The organism is Schaalia canis (genome assembly GCF_003858455.1).
GTDB classification, from domain to species: Bacteria; Actinomycetota; Actinomycetes; order Actinomycetales; family Actinomycetaceae; genus Pauljensenia; species Pauljensenia canis.
This window is the reverse complement of sequence record NZ_RQZF01000049.1, coordinates 1-373: the sequence shown is the minus strand read 5'-3', so window position 1 is coordinate 373 and position 373 is coordinate 1. Positions and strand designations below refer to the sequence as shown.

The 373-nt window shown below is 59.8% G+C and carries 1 protein-coding gene; it reads left to right on the top strand.

Features of this window, described 5'->3' with window-relative positions:
* On the top strand, window positions 1-373 hold a 373-nt coding region (locus tag EII11_RS10655), incomplete at both ends, for a hypothetical protein (protein WP_165867172.1).

The following is a 373-nucleotide window of genomic DNA, read 5'->3' as shown; positions in this document are numbered from 1 at the left end:
TGTTCATCGCCACCCACTACGTCTACAAGCGCTCCCGACGCCTAGCCACCAAATACGGGCCCCTAGCCTGCCTATGGGTACGCAAACACCATAAAGGCCCCTACGAACTCTTCCTCCTCGACAGCAACAACACCGTCGTCTGGCACCGCCTCACCCGACACTTCTTCTGGCACGTCGAACCCGTCATCGGCGCAGACCAAGCCATTGACCTACGAGGAGACGCAAACTACGTTGATGCCCGTCTTAACGATGGCTCCTGGTTCCAGTGTTATCCCGCTCTTATCTCCACCCGCATGGTCGGCCTACGCCGCCAAAACCCCGCCACCCTCACCGAAGCCCTCACCACCACACCAGACCTCACCCCCACCATGCT